16 protein-coding genes are annotated in these 18,649 nt (G+C 70.2%); 9 read left to right on the top strand and 7 right to left on the bottom strand.

Annotation, left to right across the window (positions count from 1 at the left end; translation table 11 throughout):
* Positions 1-51 precede the first annotated feature (51 nt).
* From H5368_RS04705 to H5368_RS04680, 6 genes are all read left to right on the top strand, one after another.
* Positions 52-1,551, top strand: a complete 1,500-nt coding sequence (locus H5368_RS04705; protein WP_182821848.1) for an NAD(P)H-hydrate dehydratase — start codon at positions 52-54, stop codon at positions 1,549-1,551.
* Positions 1,548-2,036 carry a tRNA (adenosine(37)-N6)-threonylcarbamoyltransferase complex ATPase subunit type 1 TsaE gene (gene tsaE, locus H5368_RS04700; RefSeq protein ID WP_182821845.1) on the top strand — a complete coding sequence of 163 codons (489 nt, stop codon included), beginning with the start codon at positions 1,548-1,550 and terminating at the stop codon, positions 2,034-2,036. The genes H5368_RS04705 and tsaE overlap by 4 nt, the downstream gene beginning before the upstream one ends.
* An 88-nt stretch (positions 2,037-2,124) precedes the next feature.
* Complete coding sequence (locus H5368_RS04695) at positions 2,125-3,642, top strand: N-acetylmuramoyl-L-alanine amidase (RefSeq protein WP_182821843.1); 1,518 nt, start codon at positions 2,125-2,127, stop codon at positions 3,640-3,642.
* A gap of 61 nt (positions 3,643-3,703) precedes the next feature.
* Positions 3,704-5,569, top strand: a complete 1,866-nt coding sequence (gene mutL, locus H5368_RS04690; RefSeq protein ID WP_182821841.1) for a DNA mismatch repair endonuclease MutL — start codon at positions 3,704-3,706, stop codon at positions 5,567-5,569.
* Positions 5,569-6,522 (top strand): DUF1684 domain-containing protein, encoded by a 954-nt coding sequence (locus H5368_RS04685; protein ID WP_182821839.1) that lies wholly within the window; start codon positions 5,569-5,571, stop codon positions 6,520-6,522. The genes mutL and H5368_RS04685 overlap by 1 nt, the downstream gene beginning before the upstream one ends.
* A gap of 21 nt (positions 6,523-6,543) precedes the next feature.
* Positions 6,544-7,521, top strand: coding sequence for a TraB/GumN family protein (locus H5368_RS04680; RefSeq protein WP_182821837.1), 978 nt, complete (start codon positions 6,544-6,546; stop codon positions 7,519-7,521).
* Here the strand turns inward: H5368_RS04680 and rnfB are convergent.
* From rnfB to H5368_RS04660, 4 genes are all read right to left on the bottom strand, one after another.
* Complete coding sequence (gene rnfB / locus H5368_RS04675; RefSeq protein ID WP_182823756.1) at positions 7,512-7,943, bottom strand: Rnf electron transport complex subunit RnfB; 432 nt, start codon at positions 7,941-7,943, stop codon at positions 7,512-7,514. The genes H5368_RS04680 and rnfB overlap by 10 nt on opposite strands.
* Positions 7,944-7,956: 13 nt before the next feature.
* Positions 7,957-10,059, bottom strand: a complete 2,103-nt coding sequence (metG, locus tag H5368_RS04670; RefSeq protein ID WP_182821835.1) for a methionine--tRNA ligase — start codon at positions 10,057-10,059, stop codon at positions 7,957-7,959.
* Between the two features lie 149 nt (positions 10,060-10,208).
* Complete coding sequence (locus H5368_RS04665; protein ID WP_182821833.1) at positions 10,209-13,235, bottom strand: TonB-dependent receptor; 3,027 nt, start codon at positions 13,233-13,235, stop codon at positions 10,209-10,211.
* A gap of 257 nt (positions 13,236-13,492) precedes the next feature.
* Positions 13,493-13,912 (bottom strand): DUF2147 domain-containing protein, encoded by a 420-nt coding sequence (locus H5368_RS04660; RefSeq protein WP_182821830.1) that lies wholly within the window; start codon positions 13,910-13,912, stop codon positions 13,493-13,495.
* 82 nt (positions 13,913-13,994) lie between these two features.
* Here H5368_RS04660 and apbC point away from each other — a divergent pair, with 82 nt between their 5' ends.
* Both apbC and dcd read left to right on the top strand, forming a co-directional pair.
* Entirely contained in the window at positions 13,995-14,849 is an 855-nt protein-coding gene (gene apbC / locus H5368_RS04655; RefSeq protein WP_182821828.1) for an iron-sulfur cluster carrier protein ApbC, read from the top strand.
* A 12-nt stretch (positions 14,850-14,861) separates the two neighbouring features.
* A complete protein-coding gene (dcd, locus tag H5368_RS04650; RefSeq protein ID WP_182821826.1) occupies positions 14,862-15,440 on the top strand; it encodes a dCTP deaminase in 579 nt (192 codons plus the stop codon).
* A gap of 6 nt (positions 15,441-15,446) precedes the next feature.
* Here the strand turns inward: dcd and H5368_RS04645 are convergent, their stop codons facing one another.
* Positions 15,447-15,881: an HIT family protein gene (locus H5368_RS04645; RefSeq protein ID WP_182821824.1), complete on the bottom strand. Its 435-nt coding sequence runs from the start codon at positions 15,879-15,881 to the stop codon at positions 15,447-15,449.
* A gap of 16 nt (positions 15,882-15,897) precedes the next feature.
* Positions 15,898-16,617, bottom strand: a complete 720-nt coding sequence (locus H5368_RS04640; protein WP_182821822.1) for a dienelactone hydrolase family protein — start codon at positions 16,615-16,617, stop codon at positions 15,898-15,900.
* A 129-nt stretch (positions 16,618-16,746) separates the two neighbouring features.
* Between H5368_RS04640 and rimO the strand changes: the two genes are divergently transcribed.
* On the top strand, positions 16,747-18,153 hold the full coding sequence (gene rimO, locus H5368_RS04635; RefSeq protein ID WP_182821820.1) for a 30S ribosomal protein S12 methylthiotransferase RimO: 1,407 nt from the start codon (positions 16,747-16,749) through the stop codon (positions 18,151-18,153).
* Here rimO and greB read toward each other — a convergent pair.
* Positions 18,141-18,644, bottom strand: a complete 504-nt coding sequence (greB, locus tag H5368_RS04630; protein WP_182821818.1) for a transcription elongation factor GreB — start codon at positions 18,642-18,644, stop codon at positions 18,141-18,143. The genes rimO and greB overlap by 13 nt on opposite strands.
* Positions 18,645-18,649: the final 5 nt, after the last annotated feature.

Raw genomic sequence — 18,649 nt, 5'->3', positions numbered from 1 at the left:
CTGTCGGTGGCAGGGAAGGGATCACGATGCCGCAAGTATAGAATCTGCGCCATGCATGCCCCTGCAACCCCCGCCGGGACGCCACTTTACGACACCGCGGCCCTGCGCCTGCTGGAAACCCGTGCGACCGCGGCGCTGGGTGGTGACGCGTTCGAGTCCATGCGCCGCGCCGGCGTGTCGGCCTGGCGTTTCGCGCTGCGCCACTGGCCGCAGGCACAGCGCCTGCTGGTGCTGTGCGGACCGGGCAACAACGGTGGCGACGGCTACGTGTTCGCGCGCCATGCGCTTGAATCGGGGCGCGAGGTGACGCTGCTGCATCCCGCCGGGCACGAAGCGCGCAGCCCGCTGGCGCTGCGTGCGCAGGCGGAATACGCCGCTGCCGGCGGACGGGTCGATGTCGCCGGCGCCCGGCTGCCGGCGTGCGACCTGGTGGTGGACGCGGTGTTCGGCATCGGGTTCCGCGGCGCGCCGGATGCCGCGTGCGCGCGGCTGTTCGCGGCGGTGGATGCGCTCGGCATCGATGTGCTGGCGCTCGACGTGCCGTCCGGCATCGATGCCGGCAGCGGGGATGCCGCAGGCGCCGCGGTGCACGCCACGCGCACGTTGCAGTTCCTCGCCGCGCATGCCGGCCTGCGTACCGGCGCGGCGCTGGAATATACCGGCGTCCTGGCGCATGCCGACCTCGACCTCCACGACGAGGTGCACGGTGGCATCCCGACGTATGCACGCCTGCTGTCGCCCACGCCGGATGTGCTCGCCGCGGCGTTTCCGCCGCGCCGTCGCAATGCGCACAAGGGTGACGCCGGCCACGTACTGGTGGTGGGCGGCGACCACGGCATGGGCGGCGCGGTCATCATCGCCGCGGCGGCCGCACTGCGCGCCGGCGCCGGCCTGGTATCGGTCGCCACGCGCGAGGCGCACGTCGCCGCGTTGCTGGCGCGCATACCGGAAGCCATGGTGCATGGCGGGGATGATCCGGACGCATGGGCCGCGCTGTTTGCCACCGCCGGCGTGTGCGCGCTCGGCCCCGGGCTTGGCCGCACGGCGTGGGCGCACCGCTTGCTGGACATGGCGCTGGCGTCCGGCAGGCAGCTGGTGCTCGATGCCGATGCCCTCAACCTGCTGGCGGCCACGCCGCGCGCCTTGCCGCCAGCCACGATCATCACCCCGCACCCCGGCGAAGCCGCGCGCCTGCTTGGCGGCTCGGCGGTCGATGTGCAACGCGACCGCTTCGCCGCCCTGCGCGCGCTGCGCGAGCGGATGGGCTGCGTTGTGGTGCTGAAAGGCGCGGGCACGCTGGTCGCGGCGCCCGGGCGCGACACCATGGTGATCGATGCCGGCAATCCGGGCATGGCGGTCGGTGGCATGGGCGATGCGTTGACCGGGGTGATCGCCGCGCTCTGCGCGCAGGGACACGCGCCCGCCGATGCCGCGGAGCTTGGCGCGCTGCTGCACGGCGTGGCCGGCGACCGTGCCGCGGCCGCCGGCGGAACACGCGGGCTGCTGCCGACGGACCTGGTCGACGCGCTGCGGCGGAGCGTCAATCCATGAGCGCGCCGCCGCGCGAGCTGCACCTGGCCGACGAGACCGCCACCGCGGCGCTGGCCGCCGCGCTGGCGGCCACGCAGCCGGCGTGGGCGGCGGTGCACCTGCATGGCGATCTCGGCGCGGGCAAGTCGACGCTCGCGCGCGCCTGGTTGCGGGCGCTGGGCGTGACCGGCGCGGTCCGCAGCCCCACCTACACCCTGGTCGAACGCTATCCGCTGGCCGAGGGTGGTGAGGCGCTGCACCTCGACCTGTACCGGATCGGGGACGCCGGCGAGCTCGAGTTCCTCGGCCTCGACGACAGCGATGCCCGGCTGTGGCTGGTTGAATGGCCGGAACGCGGGCTGGCGGCCCTGCCGCGCGCCGACCTGGAGGTCTGGCTGGCGGTGGAGGGCGAAGGGCGCCATTGCCGGCTGCACGCGGCCACTGCGGCCGGGGCCGCCTGGCTCGCCGCGCTCGACGCATCACGCCGGGTTGCCGATCTTTCCTGAACCGCAGCCATAGGAAGGTCTGGCATGCCACGGATTCCAAAGGGAAAAGAAGTTGCAAACCTTTCGTTATGGTGATTGACTGATTGCCATGCGCGCCCGGGGAATCAACCTCCAGCAGATCCTGCTCGGTGCGGCCCTCTTGGCCGCACTGCTGTGGAATCTTGCCCACGCCGCTGAAATCAAGGGCTTGCGCGTCGATACCGGTCCCACCGGCACGCGTGCGGAACTGCAGCTCGACGCGCAGGCGGAATTCAAGCTCATCACCCTCGCCAACCCGGACCGTCTGGTCGTCGACCTGCCGGGCAGCCGTCTGGCGCGCGGCTTTTCATTGCCGGCGGCGGTGGGCGTGGTGAAGGCGGTACGCAATGGCCAGCCGGTGCCCGGCACCACGCGCATCGTGTTCGACCTCGCGTCCCCGGTGGTCGTGCTGAACCCTCGGATCGAGGCCGCCGGCAACGGCAGCCGCCTGGTCCTGGAGTGGCCCGGCGACCTGCCGGGCGATCCGATCGCGAAGATCGCCGCCGCCACGCAGGCGGCCCCGGGTCCGACTGCTGCCACGCAGGGGCCGGGCGCAGTGCCGCAGGTGACTGCTCCGGTGCCGGATCCTTCGGCGGCATCGGCCGCCGCCACCTCGCGGCTGATCGCCGGCCTGCCGCCCGTGGCCAAGCCTCCGGCCGCGGCCGTGCCGCAAGCGCAGCCGGCGCGATCCACGCCGCAGGAAAGCGCGCCACGCGTACTCCCTTCCGTGCCGACCACCGTCGCCACCGGCGTTCCGACGCGGGTCACGACGCCCGAGTCCGCCACGCCCACGCCGCCGCCCGCCAACCGGCCGGCCACCGCGGTCACCGGCCGTCCGCTGGTGATCGCCATCGACGCCGGCCATGGTGGCCAGGATCCCGGAGCCGTCGGCCCCACCGGCAAGCGCGAGAAGGACATCACGCTCGCGATTGCCCGCGAACTCGCGCGGCAGGTCAACGCCACGCCCGGCCTGAAGGCGCACCTGGTGCGCGACGTGGACGTGTTCATCCCGCTCAACCGCCGCGCCCAACTGGCGCGTGCCGCTGGTGCCGACCTGTTCATCTCCATCCATGCCGACGCCGCCGAGAACCGCAACGCCAAGGGTTCGTCGGTCTACGTGCTGTCGCTGAAGGGTGCGTCCTCGCAGCGCGCGCGCTGGCTGGCGGACAAGGAAAACGCCGCCGACCTGATCGGTGGCGGCAAGCTGCCGACGTCCGACAGCATGCTGACCAACGTGCTGCTCGACCTCACCCAGAGCGGGCAGATGAAGGCGTCGGAGGATGCCGGCAACCACATCCTCGCCGGCCTCAAGCGCATCGGCAACAACCACAAGCCGCATATCGAACGCGCCAATTTCGCCGTGCTGCGTACCTCCGACATGCCGGCGATGCTGGTCGAGACCGCGTTCCTGTCCAACCCGGAAGAAGAGAAGCGGCTGATCGATCCGGCGTTCCAGGCCAACGTGGCGCGCGCGGTGCTCGACGGGGTCAAGACCTACTTCACCAGCCAACCTCCGCCGGGCACGCTGTTCGCCGCGCGCGCGGCGTCGACGCAGGCTGCTGGCGCGGCGGGCGGCGGCAGCCCCTGAAGCTCGCTTATCATCGCGTCTGGCCCACACAGCCGGACGCGTCGCGGCCGGTGCCCATCCCTTGAGCATCCGCCAGCTTCCCGACACCCTCGTCAACCAGATCGCCGCCGGCGAAGTCATCGAACGCCCCGCGTCGGTGGTCAAGGAACTGGTCGAAAACGCGCTCGATGCCGGCGCGCGCCGCGTCGACATCGACCTCGAGGAGGGCGGCGTGCGCCTGGTGCGCGTGCGCGACGATGGCGGCGGCGTGGAGCCCGCGCAGCTGACGCTGGCGATCTCGCGCCACGCGACCAGCAAGATCGCCTCGCTCGACGACCTGGAAGTGGTGGCCACGCTCGGCTTCCGCGGCGAGGCCCTGCCGTCGATCGCCTCGGTCAGCCGCTTCACCATCACCTCGCGACGCGATGGCCAGGCGCACGGCGCCAGCCTGCAGGTCGATGGCGGCCAGGTCGGCGAGGTCGCCCCCAGCGCGCATCCGGTCGGCACCACGGTCGAGGTGCGCGACCTGTTCTTCAACGTGCCGGCGCGGCGCAAGTTCCTGCGCGCCGAGCGCACCGAGCTCGGGCACATCGAGGAGTGGCTGCGTTCGTTGGCGCTGGCGCGCCCGGACGTCGAGCTGCGCATCGCGCACAACGGGCGGGCGTCGCGGCGCTATCGCGGCGGCGACCTTGCCGGTGGCGAAGCCGCGGGCGAGCGCCTGGTGGAGACGCTTGGCGACGGCTTCGCGCAGCAGGCGCTGCGCGTGGACCACGCGGTCAACGCGCGCCAGGCCAGCGACGGCAGCCGGGTGCCGGCGCTGCGCGTGCATGGCTGGATCGCGCAGCCCACCTATTCGCGCGCCAGCGCCGACCAGCAGTACCTGTATGTCAACGGCCGCGCGGTGCGCGACCGCAGCGTCGCGCATGCGGTGAAGCAGGCCTATGCCGACGTCCTGTTCCACGGCCGGCAACCGGCCTACGTGCTGTTCCTGGAGATCGATCCGTCACGCGTGGACGTGAACGTGCACCCGGCCAAGCACGAGGTGCGTTTCCGTGATGCGCGGCTGGTGCATGACTTCGTCTACCGCGCGCTGCACGATGCGCTCGCCGAGACGCGCGCCGGCAACGCGCCGCTGGTCGCCGCGGTGGGCGTGCAGGCGGTGGTGTCGCGCGAACTGGCCGCGCAGGTGTCGTCGCAGTCGCACCTGTCGCTGGGCGTGGAGCAGGCGCGCGATGCGTATGCCGCGCTGTACGGCGCCGCGCTTAATGCCGGCGCTGCAGCGGCCGTGGCCGAAGGCGGCGCCCAGGCGTGGCCGGCATTTCCGGCGTCGGCGCAGCCACTGCCGGCCACCGGCGAGGACGGCATTCCACCACTGGGGTTCGCGCTCGCGCAGCTGCACGGCATCTTCATCCTCAGCCAAGCCGCCGACGGCCTGGTGGTGGTGGACATGCACGCCGCGCACGAACGCATCGGCTACGAAAAGCTGAAAAACGCCCACGACGGCGCCGGCGTGCGCGTGCAGCCGCTGCTGGTGCCGCAGCCGGTGGCGGTGAGCGAGCGCGAGGCCGACGTCGCCGAGCGCGAGGCCGCCACGCTCGCCGAACTCGGCTTCGAGGTCTCGCGCACAGGCCCGCAGTCGCTGCTCCTGCGCGGCGTGCCCGCGCTGCTCGCGCAGGGCGACAGCGAGGCATTGCTGCGCGACGTGCTCGCCGACTTGCGCGAGCATGGCGCCAGCCGTCGCGTGGGCGCGGCGCGCGACGAGCTGCTGTCGACCATGGCCTGCCACGGTGCGGTGCGCGCGAACCGCCGCCTCACGATCGCCGAAATGAACGGCCTGCTGCGCGACATGGAGGCCACCGAGCGCTCCGGGCAGTGCAACCACGGGCGTCCCACCTGGACGCGTTTTTCGCTCACCGACATCGACCGCTGGTTCCTGAGGGGACGCTGATGACCCGTTCCACGACGCGCGCAGGCACCGTCGCCGCCGCGCTTTCCCTGGCCCTGGCCCTGTCCGCCTGCGAGCGCGCCACACCCGGCACTGCGGCGGCTGCCGACCGCCCCGCAGCCAGCCAGGCGATGCTCACCCGCGAGGCCGACTGGCGCGCCGAGCGCCGTGCGCGGTTGCTGGCCGAGGACGGCTGGACCAGCCTGATCGGCCTGCACTGGGTGGAACTGCGCGCGCATTACCTCGGCAGCGACGCCACCAGCGGCATCCGCCTGGCCAAGGGCCCACCCAAGCTCGGGCTCGTGCAGCGCGACGGCGAGCGCATCTATTTCACCCCCCAGCGGAACGTGGCCGTGACCCTCGATGGTGCGCCGATCAAGGGGCGGGCCGAGCTGCGCGACGACCAGGCGGACGCGCCAAGCCTGCTCGGCTTCGACGACGGCAAGGGCGCGCTGACCGTGATCCGCCGCGGGCCACGCAAGGCGCTGCGCGTGCGCCATGCCGATGCCGCCACGCGCACCGGCTTCGGCAGCATCGAATACTGGCCGGTCGATCCCGGCTGGCTGGTGGACGCACGGTTCCGCGTGCACCCCGCGGGCCGCACCATCGACATCGCCAGCATCACCGGCGGCGTGGAGGCGATGGCCAACCCGGGCGTGGTGGAGTTCGAACGCGAGGGCGAGACGTACCGGCTCGAGGCGCTCGACGGCGGTGAAGGCGGACTGTTCCTGATCCTCGCCGACCGCACCAATGGCCACGGCAGCTATGGCGCGGGGCGTTATCTCGACGTCGCCGCGCCCGACGCGCAGGGTCGGGTGAGCCTCAACTTCAACCGCGCCTACAATCCACCCTGTGCCTTCACGGCGTTCGCCACCTGTCCCTTGCCGCCGCCGGAGAACCGCCTGGACCTGGCGGTGACCGCGGGCGAGATGGCCTACGCCGCACCCGTCAACTGAACCCACGACTCCAGGAACGCCATGCCCATCGCACGACGCCTCGCCACGCCGCTGCTTGCCGCCACCCTCGCCATGTTCCTGCTGCCGGGTGCCTCGGCGCGCGACGCGGACCAGGCCGCCCGGCCCGCGGCCGCGCACACCGCACCGGTCCCGCTGCTGTGGAAGGTCTCCGACGACGACAACGCGCTGTACCTGCTCGGCTCGTTCCACCTGCTGCTGCCTGGCGACTACCCGCTGTCGACCGATGTCGACCTGGCGTTCGCCGACGCCGAGAAGGTGCTGTTCGAGCTGTCGCCGGAGGAGATGGCGTCGCCGCAGCTGGGCCTGCAGATGGCGCAGGCGGCGATGCGCACCGACGGCACCACCCTCGACAGCCAGCTCCCGCCCGAACTGGCGCAGAAGCTCGCCGCATGGGGCGAAGCGAATGCGCCGCAGCTGGCCAGGCTGGGCATGGCACCGGCGACGCTGCAGGTGTTCGAGCCCTGGTTCGCCGGGCTGATGATCACCATCTCGCAGCTGACCGGCTACGGCCTCGATCCCGCGCTGGGCCTGGATGCGCACATCGCGGCGCGTGCCGGGACCGCGCAGAAGCCGACCGCCGGGCTTGAAAGCGGCGCGCAGCAGATCGCCTTCCTCGACGGCATGGGCGCCGACGAGCAGCTGCAGATGCTGTCCGATGCGATCGACCAGGGCGCGGCCGGGCGCGACGAAATGATGGCCCTGCACGCCGCCTGGCGCGCGGGCGACATCGACCTGATGCTGCGCGAGATGGTGGCGGAGATGCGCAAGGAATACCCCGAGCTCTACCGCGTCATCAACGTCGAGCGCAACGATGCCTGGCTGCCCAAGCTCGAGCAGCGCCTGCGCGAGGACGGCGACGACGACACCCTGGTGGTGGTCGGCGCGATGCACCTGCTGGGCGAGGACGGCGTGGTCGAGAAGCTGCGCGCCAGGGGCTACCAGGTGGAGCGCGTCTGCTCGGCCTGCGTTCAGCCCTGAGGCGGCGGGGCGGTCGTCGACCGCGCGGGCAGCATCACGATGCAGTCCACGGGACATGCCGGCACGCACAGCCGGCAGCCGGTGCACAGCGGTTCGAGGACCACGTGCATGTGCCTGGCGGCGCCGACGATCGCGTCCACCGGGCAGGCCTGGATGCATTTCGTGCAGCCGATGCAGTCGGCCTCGATGACCACGGCCACCTCGGGCGCGACCTTCAGCCCGAGCGCGCGGTCATAGGGGATCGCGGCCGTACCCAGCACGCGCGCCAGCGCACGTGCGCCGGCGTCACCGCCCGGCGGACAGCGGTCGGTGCCCGCCAGGCCCGCGGCCATCGCCTCGGCATACGGCCGGCAGCCGCCGTAGCCGCACTGCCCGCACTGGGTCTGCGGCAGGATGCGATCGAGGCGCGCGCAAAGGTCCATCACCCGTGGGCGGTCAGCGCACCGGCATGCCCGGCTCGGCGCCGGCATCGGCGCACAGCAGCGCCAGTGCGCCGCCGTCGAAACCCGCGGACAGGATCATCCCTTCGCTCAGGCCGAAGCGCATCTTGCGCGGCGCCAGGTTGGCGATGAACACCACGTTGCGGCCCACCAGGGCCTGCGGCTCGCCGTAGCTTGCGCGGATGCCGGAGAAGATCTGGCGGCAACCGAGTTCGCCGGCGTCGAGCTCGAAGCGCAGCAGCTTGTCGGAGCCTTCGACGAAGTCGCAGGCCAGCACGCGGCCGATGCGCAGGTCGAGCTTCGCGAAGTCTTCGATGGCGATGGTGGCAGCTGCGGGGGCGACTGCAGGCGTCGCGGCCGCCCCGGCCGTGGCTGCGGCCGGTGCCTTGTCCAGCGGGTCACCGGCGAGCTTGAGGCTGGCGGCCTGCGGCACGGCCTGGGTGGGCTTGAGGTTTTCCTTGCTGGCGTCGGTCATGGCGGCGATGTGCTTCGGGTCGATGCGGGTGAAGAGGGGCTGGTAGGCCTGGATGCGGTGGCCCAGCAGCGCTTGTGCGACGTCATCCCAGCTGCCCAGCGGCGCGGCGAGAAAAGCCTCGACCTGTGCCGCCATCGCCGGCAGCACCGGGCGCAGCGCGCCGGCCAGCACGCGGAACAGGTTCAGCCCCTGGGTGCAGACGGCATGCAGTTCGGCGTCGGCACCGTCCTGCTTGGCCAGCACCCACGGCTTCTTCTCGTCGATGTAGCGGTTGGCCTCGTCGGCCAGCGCCATGACCTGGCGCAGCACGCTGGCCGGCTCGTTGTTGTCGTAGGCCGTGCGCACGCCGTCGAGCGCGGCCACGAAGCGCGCATGCATGTCCGGCTCCGGCAGGGCGGCGGCCAGCATGCCGCCGAAACGCTTGTCGATGAAACCGGCGCAACGGCTGGCGAGGTTGACGAACTTGCCGACGATGTCGGAGTTCACCCGCGCCACGAAATCGGCCAGGTTGAGGTCGAGGTCGTCGACGCCGCCGGACGACTTGGCCGCGTAGTAGTAGCGCAGGGCTTCCGGCGCCAGGCCGGACTCCAGCCAGGTGCGCGCCATCACGAAGGTGCCGCGCGATTTCGACATCTTGGCGCCGTCGACAGTCAGGTAGCCGTTGACGTGCAGCCGAGTGGGCGCGCGCAGGCCGGCGCCGTGCAGCACCGCCGGCCAGAACAGGCCGTGGAAATTGACGATGTCCTTGCCGATGAAGTGGTGCATCTCGGTATCGCTGCCGGGCGTCACGAAGCGCTCGAAGTCCATGCCGTCGCGCGCGCACAGCGCCTTGAAGCTCGACAGGTAGCCGATCGGCGCGTCGATCCAGACGTACAGGTACTTGCCTGGGTGGCCGGGAATCTCGAAGCCGAAGTAGGGCGCGTCGCGCGAGATGTCCCAGGCGCGCAGGCCACCCTCGCCATCCAGCCATTCCATGAGCTTGGCCTTGACCCCGGGCACGGCCACGTCCCCGGCCAGCCAGTCGCGCAGGAAGGCCTCGAAATGGCCGAGCTCGAAGAAGAAATGTTCGGAGTCGCGCAGTTCCGGCGTGGCCCCGCTGACCACCGACCGCGGCGCGATCAGCTCGGTCGGCGAGTAGGTGGCGCCGCACTGCTCGCAGTTGTCGCCGTACTGGTCCGGCGTACCGCAGTTCGGGCAGGTGCCCTTGACGTAGCGATCGGGCAGGAACATGCCGCGTTCGGGATCGTAGAGCTGCGCCACGGAACGGCGCGCGATGTGCCCGCTCGCGTCCAGGCGAGCGTAGATCTCCTCGGTCAGCGCGCGGTTGCCGTCGGAATTGGTGGAGTCGTAGTGGTCGAATGCCACTCCGAAGTCGGCGAAATCGCGCTCATGCCCGACCTGGATGCCCGCCACGAAGAGCTCGGGCGTGGTGCCCGCCTTCTCCGCGGCCAGCATGATCGGCGTGCCGTGGGTGTCATCGGCGCACACGAAGTGCACCGTGTCGCCGGCCATGCGCCGCGCGCGCACCCAGATGTCGGCCTGCACGTAGCCGACCAGGTGGCCGATATGCAGCGGGCCGTTGGCGTAGGGCAGGGCGCAAGTGGTGAGGATGGCGCGGGGCATGGGCATCGGGCGCGGGTAAAGGCCGCGCATTATCGCATGCGTGCGTGCGAGGCCCGGTTGCCGCATCGAGCCGGCCTTGCCGGCGCCGCCCCGGAAAGAAAAAGGGCCCGGCTTGCGCCGGGCCCCCGCGGAACAGTGAAGCGAAACGCTTAGAACTTGTAGGTCGCGCCTACGTAGATGAAGCGACCGATGTTGTCGTAGAGCGCGGTGCCGAGGTCTGCACCGAAATAGTTCAGCGGCGGATCCTTGTCGAACACGTTGTCCACGCCAACGTACAGGTCCAGTCCGCTGTCACCGAACTTATAGCCGGCCTGCATGTTGTGGTAGACCCAGGAGCCGTTGCGGATCGGGCTCTGCGAGCCCGGGTTGGATCGGTAGCTCGCCGGCGTCACGCGGAGGTTGCCGTCCACGTAGTTCAGGTCCCACGAACCTCGCCAGTTGCCCCTGCGGTACGTGCCGTTGAGCTGCGCGCGCCAGCGGGGATCGGTGAAGTAGGTGACGTACTCGAGGAACTCGTCCGGGAAGTCCTGGAACGCCCACTCGCGCGACTGGATCATGCGCGTGCCGACGAAGCGCAGGGTGCTGTTGCCGCCCAGCATCTCGAAGCGGTAGTCCACCTCGAGGTCGACGCCCACGCGGCGCGACTTGGCGAGGTTTTCGTTCAGGGCCAGCCAGTTCGTGATGCTGTAGGCGGGGAAGTCGCGACCCTGCGGATCGGTGTAGCCGCCGGTCGGTGCGCGGCTGATGAAGCTGCAGAACTTGTTGTTGATGCCGCCGGGCGAGTCCACGCAGCGCGTCGCATTGGTCTGCGCCGTGACAGCGCCGATCGCGTCGTGCAGGGTGACGCGCCAGTAGTCGACGGACACGCCGAGGCCCTCGACGAACCCGGGCTGCCAGACAAAGCCGAACGACACCGACTCCGCCTCTTCCTGGGCCAGGTTCGGGTTGCCACCGCTCACGCCGGGGCGGTTCGCCGAGTAGGTGTCGACCCAGCCCACCGGGACGCCCAGCGCCGTGCAGTTCGCCTGGCGGAGAGCGACGTCAGGGGCGGTGGACGGGCGGTTGGGGTTGGTCACCTGGTAATTGCAGGGATCGTTGATGGTGGCGAAGTTCTGCGACTGCGGATTGAACAGCTCGCCGATGCTCGGCGCGCGGACCGCCTGGGCGTGCGTGCCGCGGAAGCGCAGCGACGGGATGATGGTCCAGTCAAGGCCCACGTTCCAGGTCACGGCCGAACCGATCGTGCTGTAGTCCGAGTAACGTCCCGCCAGGTCGATCGCGAGGCGCTCGACGCCCGGGAGGTCGGCCAGCACCGGGATGGTGGTCTCGGCGAACACTTCCGTCACGTCGTACTCGCCGCCGCGGCTCGGGATGGCGTTCAGGAACGTCAGGCCCAGGGCTGCCAGCGGATCGGTGTTCTCCTGGCTCTTCTCCTTGCGGTACTCGACACCGCCGGCGAAGCCGACGTCACCCGCCGGCAGCGAAAACAGGCGGCTGTTGGCGACGGACGCCGAAACCACGTGCTGCTCGAGCTTCGAGCTGTTCAGCGAGTTGGTGTTGAACCAAGCCGCCGCATCCGGGTTGACTGCACCGTTGCCGAAGGTGCTGAACGGCACGCAGCCCGTACGCGCAAACGTCGAGTAGATCGCGTTGGTGTGCGGGTTGATGGCATTCGGATTGAGCGTGGTGCGGCAGACGATGTTGCCGGTGGTCGGGTCGACGACCGAGTCCATGCCGGCGTGCCAGCGCTCGTTGATGCGGTTGTTCAGGTTGAGGCGCGAGATCGTCGTCTGGCCGTAGTTGGCCGAAGCCTCGTAGCTCCAGTCATCGCCGAAGTAACCCTCGATGCCCAGCACCGCGCGTGCGGTCTGACGCTCGACGTTCTCGCCACGGCGGCCGGCATCGACGTTGAAGCGGGAGACCTGGAGGATCTTCTGGCCGTCGAGGACGGGAAGCGTCGAGGCGTCCATGAGCGCACCCAGCTGGGGTGAGATGAAGGCGTTGTCGCGACGGATGCGGATCGGCTGGTCGAAGGCCGGCTGACCGAAGAACTGGGACTCGGTCTTGCTGTACTTGCCTTCGAAAAACAGGCGGTGGTTCTCATCGAGATCGAAGTTGACCACGCTGTTGAAGCTGAAACGGTCGAACGCCGGCTGCAGGTCCGCAACCGAGTTGAGGTCGGCGAAATCGCAGTCCACGCAGGACGAGGCGCTGACGACGGTGCCGTCATAGCGGTTGGGGCGGAAGCTGCCGTCCTGGTCGAAGATGTAGCGGTTGCCCCAGGTGGCCGGGTTTGCCGGGTTGAACGTGCCGATGGTGAAGGTGCCACCAAAGGAAATGGAGTGGTTGCCACCCGGGCCTGAAACGATCGTCTGCGGATTGCTCTCGCTCGGCGGCCTGCTGGCGTCGAAGTTCGGGTTGGGAACCGAGACGAGGAACTCGCGGCCGATGCGGCGATCGCCACGGCCGAAGCGGTCCTGCGTGCTGTATTCGAGCGAGATGGCGGCCGAGCCGCGGCCGTCGGCGAAGTCGCTGCCGCCGGAGAAGCTGATGAACGAGCGGTCGAAGCCGCCTTCGCTAGCCTGGCCAGTCTGGCCGCGCAGTTCGAAGCCTTCGAAGGACTTCTTCATGATGAAGTTGACCACGCCGGCGACGGCGTCAGCGCCGTAGACGGCCGATGCGCCGCCGGTGATCACTTCCACGCGCTCGATCCACTCGGTGGGGATCGTGTTCACGTCGACCGCGGTGGAGCCGGGGCTGGCGCCCACGTGGCGGCGGCCGTTGACCAGGACCAGCGTGCGCGAGGTGCCCATGCCACGCAGGTCGAGCAGGCCAAGGCCCGCGGTACCGATGAAGCGCGTGGAGTTGCCCAGGGTGTAGTTGGGCGAAAGGGCCGGAAGCTTGGTCATCAGGTCGCCGATGTTCACGGCACCGGTGGCCCGGATTTCTTCCGCGGTGATCGCCGTGACCGGCGACGGCGTGACGAATCCGGCGCGCGCGATGCGGGAGCCGGTGACCGTGACGCGGTCCAGGTCGGTGGTCGCCTGGTTGCTGCCCGTTTCGCTGGAGGCTGCGTCCTGCGCGAAGATCGGGCCAGTGGCCGGCAGGGCGATTGCAGCCAGAAGGGCTGCACTCAGGCGGCTTCGCCTGAAGGATGTGTTCTTGCTGAATGACATGGTTTGCTCCCCTGGAAGAAAACGACGCTTGGACTTGGATTCACGGGAGCGCGGTTTGCAAGGACCAGGCGCCGCCGTGAGCTGGCACGCTACCACCCCGAAAGCTTTCGTTAAAGCCAGTTGAAGATTTTGTTACGGCTACCGACGCGAGCCTTCGAATCGCGACCCGACTGACGGTTCCATTTCCCGTGTCGGCGCCCGCAAATGCGAAAAGCCCGGCTCTCGCCGGGCTTTTCTGATACGCCAGGGACGGCGGCCTATTCGCGGACCCAGACCTGCTCGCGGCAGATGAAGGCCACGCAGCCGGACACGCCCAGCCGGTTGTCATCGATCAGCTTGGCCTTGGCCTTGTAGGTCTTGCCCTTGGCCGGGTCGAGGATGTGGCCGCCCGTCCATTCGCCGGAGTCCGGCTTCAGGCCCCAGAGGATGGTCATGCCCTTGATCGGCTTGCCCTTGTTGGCCCCGTCGCACTCGTCGCAGGCCGGATTGGGGCCGCGGTCGGAGTGCAGGATGTCGACCACGCGGCCCGACAGCTTGCCGCCCGCCTCGGTGATCTCGACGATCGACTTCACCTTGCCGGTCTCGTCGTCGATGGTCTTCCAGCGGCCGACCGCGTCGGCGGCGATGGCCGGCGATGCCAGCATCATTGCCAGCAGGATGAAAAGTGGCTTGCGCATGTGGTCTCCGAAATGTGCCCGAGCGATGCCGCGTTTGTACCACGCCGCCCACGTGGGCGGAGCGGTCCATTAGACTGGCGGCATGTCAGCACGCATCCCGTCCCGCGCCGTCCAGGGCAAGCTTTCCCCCCTTCCACGCATCCGCAACATCATTGCCGTGGGTTCCGGCAAGGGTGGCGTGGGGAAATCCACGACCGCCGTGAACCTGGCGCTGGCCCTGGCCGCCACAGGCGTCCGGGTGGGCATCCTCGACGCCGACGTCTACGGCCCCAGCGTCCCGGCCATGCTGGGGTTGTCGGGCCGGCCCGACAGCCCGGACGGCAAGTCGATCATGCCGATGCGCGCGCACGGGGTGGAGGCGATGTCGATCGGCCTGCTGGTCGACCAGGACACGCCGATGATCTGGCGCGGGCCGATGGCGACCTCGGCCTTGACCCAACTGCTTGGCGACACGCTGTGGGGCGGCGAGGATGGGCTGGACTACCTGGTGGTGGACCTGCCGCCCGGCACCGGCGACATCCAGCTCACCCTGGCGCAGAAGATCCCGGTGGCCGGCGCGGTCATCGTCACCACGCCCCAGGACATGGCCACGCTCGATGCGCGCAAGGCGCTGAAGATGTTCGAGAAGGTCGAGGTCGCCGTGCTGGGCCTGGTCGAGAACATGGCCGTCCACGTGTGCACGAATTGCGGCCACGCCGAACACCTGTTCGGCCAGGGCGGCGGCAGTCGCATGGCGGCGCAGTACGGGGTGCCGCTGCTGGGCTCGCTGCCGCTGGAGCTCGCGATCCGCGAGCAGGGCGATGCCGGCGTGCCGGTCGTGGTGTCCGCTCCGGATTCGCCCGCGGCCGAAGCCTATCGCCAGCTGGCCCGCAACCTGGTCGCCGAGCTCGACAAGCGCCCGCGCGCGCCGAGCGCGATTTCCGCCTCGCTGATCTGACCGGAACCCCGAATGAGCATCAAGTCCGACCGCTGGATCCGCCGCATGTCCGAAACGCCGGGGGGCATGATCGAGCCCTTCGAGCCCGGCCAGGTCAAGCACGCCGGCAACGGCGAGCGCATCGTCAGCTACGGCACCTCGAGCTACGGCTACGACGTGCGCTGCTCGCGCGAGTTCAAGGTGTTCACCAACATCAACTCGACGATCGTCGACCCCAAGCGCTTCGACCCGAAGAGCTTCGTGGACATCGAGGCCGACGAATGCATCATCCCGCCGAATTCGTTCGCGCTGGCGCGCACGGTGGAGTACTTCCGCATCCCGCGTGACACGCTGGTCGTATGCCTGGGCAAGAGCACGTATGCGCGCTGCGGGATCATCGTCAACGTCACGCCGCTGGAGCCCGAGTGGGAAGGCCACGTGACGCTGGAGTTCAGCAACACCACGCCGTTGCCGGCACGCATCTACGCCAACGAAGGCGTGGCGCAGATGCTGTTCTTCCAGTCGTCGGCCGACGACATCTGCGAGACGTCCTACAAGGACCGCGGTGGCAAGTACCAGGGCCAGACCGGGGTCACCCTGCCGCGCACCTGAGGCGGTTCAGTCCAGCAGCGAGTGGCGCAGCACCGAAATGCAGTCCACCAGGGTTTCCGGCGCGTAGGGCCGCGCGGCCACGCGCCCCCAGACCGGCGCCGGCCAGGCCGGATCCTGTTCGAAACGCGCGATCACGTGCACGTGCAGCTGCGGCACCAGGTTGCCGAGTGCGGCGACGTTGAGCTTGTGCGGCCGGTATTCGGCGAGCAGCAGCTGCTCGCAGCGCGCGACTTCCTCGCCCAGCTGCGCGCGCTGCTCCGGCGACAGGTCGACCAGTTCCCGGGCCTCGGGCACCCGCGGCACCAGCACCAGCCACGGGTAGTTGCTGTCGTCCATCAGGCGCAGGTCGCACAGGGCGAGCGTGGCCAGCGGATGGGTGTCGGCGGCCAGCTGCGGGTGCAGGGCGTAGGGCTCGGGCTGGTGCTGTTTGCGCTTGGACATGGGGGAGTCCTCCGGGTCAGGGTGGCGGCGCGGCGCCTGCCGGGGCACCGCAGGCGCGGTGCAGGAAGTCGAGCGTGCGCTCGTGCGCCAGGCGGGCGCTCGCCGCGTCGTGGTGCAGCGGGTCGACGTCGCGGTTGAAGCCGTGGCCGGCATCGTGGACATGCAGTTCGGCGGCGGGCTGCGCGCGCCGGTGCGCCTCGACGTCGGCTGGCGGGATGCTGTGGTCGCGCCCGCCGAAGTGGAACAGCATCGGCGCACGCATCGGCTCGTCCAGGAATTGCACCGTGCGCGCGCCGTAGTAGCTCACCGCGGGCAGGCCGAGGCGGGTGTTGGCGAGCCAGGCCACGCTCCCGCCCCAGCAGAATCCGACCACGGCGACGCAGGCCGGCGCCCCGGGTGACGCCTCGGCCAGCAGCGTGCGCAGCTGCGCCGCCGCCGCGGCCACGATCGCCACCGCGCGCTCGAAGCCCAGTGCCGACGCCAGCGCGCGGCCGCCCTCGAAGCCCGCCTCGTCGTAGGCGAGCTGGGCGTCGCGTTCCACCGGATCGAACAGCGCCGGTGCCAGCGCAAGCAGGCCGTCGCGGGCATAGCGGTCGGTGACCGCGCGCATGTGGGCATTGACCCCGAAGATTTCCTGGACCACCACCAGGCCGCAGCGCGGGGTCGCATCGGGCCTGGCGAGCCACGTGCCCACCTCGCCGATTCCCGGAACCTCAAGCGTGCCGCGCGTGCCCATGGCGGGTCTCCTGGTGGGGCCGGCTGCTCCGGTCCTCGGGTCGAGTCTAGCCCCCCGGTATACTCGCGGCGCGAAATCCATCCCCCGGGCCTGCCGTTGCGCGGCCCCCCAGCGAGCCTCCCCGAACGCATGTCCCAGCCGTCCCCCGCACCAGCCAGCCCGCGCGTCGGGTTCGTCAGCCTCGGCTGCCCCAAGGCGCTCGTCGACTCCGAACGCATCCTCACCCAGCTGCGGGTGGAGGGCTACGAGCTCGTGCCCAGCTACGACGACGCCGACGTGGTGGTGGTCAACACCTGCGGCTTCATCGATTCCGCGGTGGCCGAGTCGCTGGACGCGATCGGCGAGGCCATGGCCGAGAACGGCAAGGTGATCGTGACCGGCTGCCTCGGCAAGCGCGCGGAGCTGATCCGCGAGGCGCATCCGGGCGTGCTGTCGATCAGCGGCCCGCAGGACTACGCCAGCGTGATGTCGGCGGTGTACGCGGCGCTGCCGCCGCGGCGCGATCCCTTCCTCGACCTCGTGCCGCGCCCGCGGCTCGGCGCGGAAGACTACGCGTCCGGCGTCAAGCTCACGCCCCGGCACTACGCCTACCTGAAGATTTCCGAGGGCTGCAACCACCGCTGCAGCTTCTGCATCATCCCGTCGATGCGCGGCGACCTGGTGTCGCGCCCGGTCGACGACGTGCTGCGCGAGGCCGAGCGCCTGGTCGCCGGCGGCGTGCGCGAGCTGCTGGTGGTGTCGCAGGACACCTCGGCCTACGGCGTCGACCTTCGCTATGCCGAGCGCACGTGGCGCGGCAAGGCGTACCAGACGCGCATGAAGGCGCTGTGCGAAGGCCTCTCGGAGCTCGACGCCTGGGTGCGCCTGCATTACGTCTACCCGTACCCGCACGTCGACGACATCATCGAACTCATGGTGCAGACGCGCGCCGACGGCCAGCCGCGGCTGCTGCCCTATCTCGACATCCCGTTCCAGCACGCCAGCCCGCGCATCCTGAAGCTGATGAAGCGGCCCGGCGCGGTCGAGCGCACGCTCGAGCGCGTGCAGGCGTGGCGCGCCGCCTGTCCGGAGCTCACCGTGCGCTCGACCTTCATCGTCGGCTTCCCGGGCGAGACCGATGCGGAGTTCGAGGCGCTGCTCGACTTCCTCGACGAGGCGCAGCTCGACCGGGTCGGCGCATTCGCCTATTCGCCGGTGGATGGCGCGGCGGCCAACGCGCTTCCGGACCCGGTGCCTGACGAGGTGAAGGAAGAGCGCCTGGCGCGTTTCATGGCGCGCCAGGCGGAGATCTCCGCCGCGCGGCTGGAGGCCAAGATAGGCAGCGTGCAGCGCTGCATCGTGGATGCCATCGACGGCGACCTCGCCATCGCGCGCTCGATGGCCGACGCCCCCGAGATCGACGGCCTGGTGCAGGTGCAGGACGGGCGCGAAGCGGGCCTGCGCCCCGGCGAGTTCGTCGACGTGCGCATCATGGGCAGCGACGAGCACGACCTCTACGGCGAGGTCGACTACGGTTCCACGCTCTACCTCGGATAGTCGACCGCGAGCACCGCGAACCGGCGCGCGCCGGTCGGGAGCTGCGCTTCGAATGCGTCGTCGACGCGCTTGCGCAGCAGCGCCCGCGCCAACGGTGCGTCGATGCTGATCCAGCCGAGCGTCGCGTCGATCTCGTCGGGGCCGACGATGCGGTAGCGGTGGACCTCGCCGGACGCGATGTCCTCGATCTCGACGCTCGCGCCGAAGAACACCGCGCCGGCGTCGGACGGGACGGTGTCGATGACGCGCAGGACCTCGAGGCGCTTCGACAGGTAGCGCACGCGGCGGTCGATCTCGCCGAGCTGCTTCTTGCGGTAGTGGTACTCGGCGTTTTCCGAGCGGTCACCCTCGGCGGCCGCGGCGCTCAGCGCGCGCACCACCTCGGGCCGGCGCACGCGCCAGAGATCATCCAGCTCGGCCTTCAGGCGCGCGTGGCCGGCGGGCGTGACCAGGGCGGTGCTCGCCTCCTGCGGCGGTCGCCAGCGGCCCATGCGCG

This window comes from Luteimonas sp. MC1782 (assembly GCF_014164605.1).
GTDB lineage: Bacteria > Pseudomonadota > Gammaproteobacteria > Xanthomonadales > Xanthomonadaceae > Luteimonas.
Note: the sequence above shows the minus strand (reverse complement) of the source record. Positions and strands in the feature narration are given on the sequence as shown.

What these genes read in the sequence shown, in the direction of transcription:
- H5368_RS04705 (WP_182821848.1), top strand. Translation starts at nt 52, where the DNA reads ATGCATGCCCCTGCAACCCCCGCCGGGACGCCACTTTACGACACCGCG.
- tsaE (WP_182821845.1), top strand. Translation starts at nt 1,548, where the DNA reads ATGAGCGCGCCGCCGCGCGAGCTGCACCTGGCCGACGAGACCGCCACC.
- H5368_RS04695 (WP_182821843.1), top strand. Translation starts at nt 2,125, where the DNA reads ATGCGCGCCCGGGGAATCAACCTCCAGCAGATCCTGCTCGGTGCGGCC.
- H5368_RS04685 (WP_182821839.1), top strand. Translation starts at nt 5,569, where the DNA reads ATGACCCGTTCCACGACGCGCGCAGGCACCGTCGCCGCCGCGCTTTCC.
- H5368_RS04680 (WP_182821837.1), top strand. Translation starts at nt 6,544, where the DNA reads ATGCCCATCGCACGACGCCTCGCCACGCCGCTGCTTGCCGCCACCCTC.
- rnfB (WP_182823756.1), bottom strand. Translation starts at nt 7,943, where the DNA reads ATGGACCTTTGCGCGCGCCTCGATCGCATCCTGCCGCAGACCCAGTGC.
- metG (WP_182821835.1), bottom strand. Translation starts at nt 10,059, where the DNA reads ATGCCCCGCGCCATCCTCACCACTTGCGCCCTGCCCTACGCCAACGGC.
- H5368_RS04665 (WP_182821833.1), bottom strand. Translation starts at nt 13,235, where the DNA reads ATGTCATTCAGCAAGAACACATCCTTCAGGCGAAGCCGCCTGAGTGCA.
- H5368_RS04660 (WP_182821830.1), bottom strand. Translation starts at nt 13,912, where the DNA reads ATGCGCAAGCCACTTTTCATCCTGCTGGCAATGATGCTGGCATCGCCG.
- apbC (WP_182821828.1), top strand. Translation starts at nt 13,995, where the DNA reads ATGTCAGCACGCATCCCGTCCCGCGCCGTCCAGGGCAAGCTTTCCCCC.
- dcd (WP_182821826.1), top strand. Translation starts at nt 14,862, where the DNA reads ATGAGCATCAAGTCCGACCGCTGGATCCGCCGCATGTCCGAAACGCCG.
- H5368_RS04645 (WP_182821824.1), bottom strand. Translation starts at nt 15,881, where the DNA reads ATGTCCAAGCGCAAACAGCACCAGCCCGAGCCCTACGCCCTGCACCCG.
- H5368_RS04640 (WP_182821822.1), bottom strand. Translation starts at nt 16,617, where the DNA reads ATGGGCACGCGCGGCACGCTTGAGGTTCCGGGAATCGGCGAGGTGGGC.
- rimO (WP_182821820.1), top strand. Translation starts at nt 16,747, where the DNA reads ATGTCCCAGCCGTCCCCCGCACCAGCCAGCCCGCGCGTCGGGTTCGTC.
- greB (WP_182821818.1), bottom strand. Translation starts at nt 18,644, where the DNA reads ATGGGCCGCTGGCGACCGCCGCAGGAGGCGAGCACCGCCCTGGTCACG.